Source organism: Ideonella sp. P3_A4 (genome assembly GCF_056403075.1).
In genome coordinates this window covers 1-3,378 of the sequence record NZ_JBFUGE010000625.1, presented here as the reverse complement: position 1 = coordinate 3,378, position 3,378 = coordinate 1, and the positions used below count along the sequence as shown (strand labels likewise).

The 3,378-nt window shown below is 67.5% G+C and carries 4 protein-coding genes; 2 read left to right on the top strand and 2 right to left on the bottom strand.

Annotation, left to right across the window (positions count from 1 at the left end; genetic code table 11):
- Nucleotides 1–1,496, top strand: a 1,496-nt coding sequence (locus AC1DYI_RS30115) for a hypothetical protein (RefSeq protein WP_477207795.1), incomplete at its 5' end; no start/stop codon positions are given.
- Between the two features lie 180 nt (nt 1,497–1,676).
- Here the strand turns inward: AC1DYI_RS30115 and AC1DYI_RS30110 are convergent.
- Together AC1DYI_RS30110 and AC1DYI_RS30105 are read right to left on the bottom strand one after the other, a co-directional pair.
- Nucleotides 1,677–2,303 (bottom strand): class I SAM-dependent methyltransferase, encoded by a 627-nt coding sequence (locus AC1DYI_RS30110; RefSeq protein WP_477207794.1) that lies wholly within the window; start codon nt 2,301–2,303, stop codon nt 1,677–1,679.
- Between the two features lie 11 nt (nt 2,304–2,314).
- The gene (locus AC1DYI_RS30105; protein ID WP_477207793.1) at nt 2,315–2,491 is read right to left on the bottom strand and encodes a hypothetical protein; all 177 of its coding nucleotides are present in this window, start codon (nt 2,489–2,491) and stop codon (nt 2,315–2,317) included.
- Nucleotides 2,492–2,605: 114 nt separating this feature from the next.
- Between AC1DYI_RS30105 and AC1DYI_RS30100 the strand changes: the two genes are divergently transcribed.
- Nucleotides 2,606–3,378 (top strand): hypothetical protein (locus AC1DYI_RS30100; protein WP_477207792.1); only part of this gene is annotated, 773 nt, incomplete at its 3' end.

Here is a 3,378-nt window from a genome sequence, read left to right as displayed (position 1 = left end):
TCGATGCGGCGACCAGCGACACCACCTGGATGCCCGAGTGCACGTTGTCAGGCGACTACCTGCACCTTGCCCTGGCCCTGCCGCTGCCGATCGTCCAACTGGTTGGCACGCGCAGCTTCAATTTCGACTTGCATCGGCGCGACGGTGATGCCGTGGCCGACGACGCGCTGGTCACCGGTCCACTGAATGCACGACTGCCAGATCCGCCTTCGGGCATAGCCTATGCGCTGAAGCTGCCGCAGTTCATCGAAGACCAGGACCGTTTTCGGTTCGAACAGGCACCGCGAGCCCGCGTGCTGGCCAAGAGTGCCAAGGGCGTCGGCACGCAAAGCAACGTTGGCATCATCGACGGCGTGGTGGATGGCGTCATCGACAGCATCGCGCTGATTTCCCAGGTCCGTCGCGACGGCGTGCTGAAGGCGCTGCGCCTTGCAGGCAAGCCGACGAGCCCACGCATGCGCCTGGTGCGCCCGGGAAGCGGCGGCAAACCGGACGACACGCTCTGGCTCGAACTGCGACCTGGCGAACAGACCAGCGCACAGACCCTGCCCACCCACGCGCCAACCAAGGCCTGGGCGCCCGCGCTGGAACATTGCCTGGCCGCCAACCAGAACCCCAAGGAAGAGCCGGTCACAGACCTGGTGCTGCGGCTCGATCTCGAAAGCGATGCACCTTGCCGCATCACCGTCCAGGCGATCTCGCTCGCCCTCGTCGCCGAGACTGAACTGTTCGAATCACCTCAAACGCTGAAATTCAGCGGCACTCGCAGCGAAACCCTCGCCGTCAACTGGACACCGCCCACTGGCCCCGTCGAGCAGATCACCGTCTCGGCCACTCCCGGTGGAGACGCCGGTAGTGCAGCATTGGGTTCGAGCCCCCTCCCCGGCGACGGCCGCACCGGCACCCTCCTCGGCCCCGACCAGCGCATCGTGCGCGCGCTCGACCTTGCCACGCCACTGCGCCTGTCCGGCATCACCCTGCCCTGGCACCCCTTATCCGACCAGGCGACCTGGGCGGTCCAACTCTGCACCGACGCTGGCGACCGCCCAGCGCTGCCCGCATTGATCGAAGCGAACATCAGCGCCGACACCCCGGCCGCGGCGTGGATCGCCCTGCGCTGGCCGCCGATGGACCTGCAAGGCGGCCGCTACTGGTTGCGCGTGGCGGCGAAGGAAGGCAGCGGCCTGTGGCTGCACGCCGCATCTGGATCGGCAGCCACCGGCTGGATCGAAGCGGCCCGATCACCGCAACTCAATCCTCTGCCACTCGGCGGCGCACTCGTGCTGGCCACGCTGACACCCGGCGACGCACCACCGGCTATCGCGCTGCGTGTAGGCGGCCACGCACTGACGCTGGCCCCATCAGAGCAAGCCTCGCGCCTCCAAGCGCAACACACGTTCGCACCACCTGTGCCACTCGGCCTCGCGCTGGAGGTCGAGGCCAGCCAGCCCCTCACGCTGAAGATCGAATCAGTGCGCGTCGTCCAGCGACTGTGACCGCGCGCACGGTCGTGTCACGGAGGTCCGGAGTCGACCCAAAGCGGGTATCCGGCCGCCGAGATTGACAGCCGTAGAGCAGTCGTTGGCTGGCGCTGTCACGGCCGCTACACCAACGCAGCCCTCTGGACTCACTGCAGCGGCGAGATCACCAGATGCGCAATGCGACAGCGGCAAGGCTCAGCGCTTTCGCCACACACTCGCCAGCCAAGGCTGCTGCTCGATCGGCAGGCCCGTCGGACGGTAGAAGTGGTCCAACTCGTCGAAGCCGGCGGAGGTCACCAGGGCGCGCCAAGTGGGCCAGTCGTGGAATGCGCCGTAGCGCTCACCGCTCCAGCCCTCCTGGCCATCGCCGCGCGGGTTGGAACTGAACAGCACGCCGCCCGGCCGCAGGCAGTCCTGCAGTTGTCGTAGCACCTGTGGCAGCACCTGGCGGGGCACATGGAACAGCACGGCGTTGGCAAACACACCGTCGTAGCGCTGCGAGGGTAGTTCGAGTTGCAGGAAGCTCTGCTCCAGCACTTCGCAGCCGCTGTGAGCGCGTGCCAGCGCCGCCGCGCTGGGCGCCCCCTCCAGGCCGACGGCGCGGTGGCCCAGCGCCTTGAAGGTGCGCAGGTCGCGCCCGGGCCCGCAGCCAAAGTCCAACAGGTCGAAGGGCGGTGGCCCGGGCATGTGCTGCAGCAGTGCCGCGATGTTCTGGCTGACGTCGTGGTCGCGCGTGCCTTCCCAGTAGCTCTGGGCGTGTTGCTCGTAGTGCGCCAAGGTACGCGTAGCGATGTGCTGCAGGTCTTCGGGACTGAGTGGCATGCCGCATCATTTCATGCGGCGATCTTGGAATCCGACCCACCCGCCGCGACACGGCGCGCTCTGCCGGTCGGCTCGTCGACGTGCTGCGGCTTGTCGCTGCGCACCGCAAAGGCACGAAATGGCGCCGGCACCGCATGTACGTTGGCGCCGATGACGCGGCGTGAGAGCGGCGCAGGGTTCGGGGACACCCTGTGATGGTCGCCATGATGGCAGCGGACGCTCTGCACGCGACGTCTGCAGCCAACGGCGACTAGAGTCGACTTGTCTCCAACCGTCGACCTCGGAACCTCACCATGAACCGTTTGCAACAGGAACTGCAGCGCCTGTACCTCCCCCAGGCTGGCGCCCGCCAGGACCCGGATCTCGACGCTCGGGGCCTGGTCGATGCGCAGGGGCGGGTGCGGGCGATGGTGCTGGAACTGGCCAGGCCGGCCGATTGGGTCGCGCTCTCGGCAGTCTGGGGCGGCGTTCAGGCTGATCTGGCGCTACCTGCACCGGCAATCGCGATCAATGGCAGCAATGGCTGTCAGCTCTGGTTCTCACTCCAGGAGCCGGTGCCAGTGCCACAGGCCGGGGCGTTTCTCGACGCCTTGCGGCGCAGCTATCTGGGCGACATCGCGCCCGTTCGCGTGGCCATGCTGCCCGCGGTGGATGTCACGTCAGCGAGCGCGCCATTGCATGCCCGGCCGGTCCCCGCCCTGCAGGCCGACAGCGGCGTGTGGTCTGCCTTTGTCGCGTCAGATCTTGTGCCGATGTTCGTTGACGAACCCTGGCTCGATGTGCCGCCCAACCCCGATGGACAGGCACAGTTGTTGGCACCGCTGAAGAGCATCCAGCCAGCGGAGTTCGAACTGGCGTTGCAGCGGCTCGGGCCGGCCGCGGTGCCGGCTGCGCCCGGGCTTGCATCGAATGATGCAGCGCAGACGGCTCCCTCACTGGATCCCAAGCGCTTCCTGCTCGACGTTATGAACAACGACAGACTGGACCTGGCCCTTCGCATCGAGGCGGCGAAGGCACTGCTGCCCCACTTCGACGCTGCCGGTGGCCAGCGGCAGAAGCTGGATGGGGACCGACT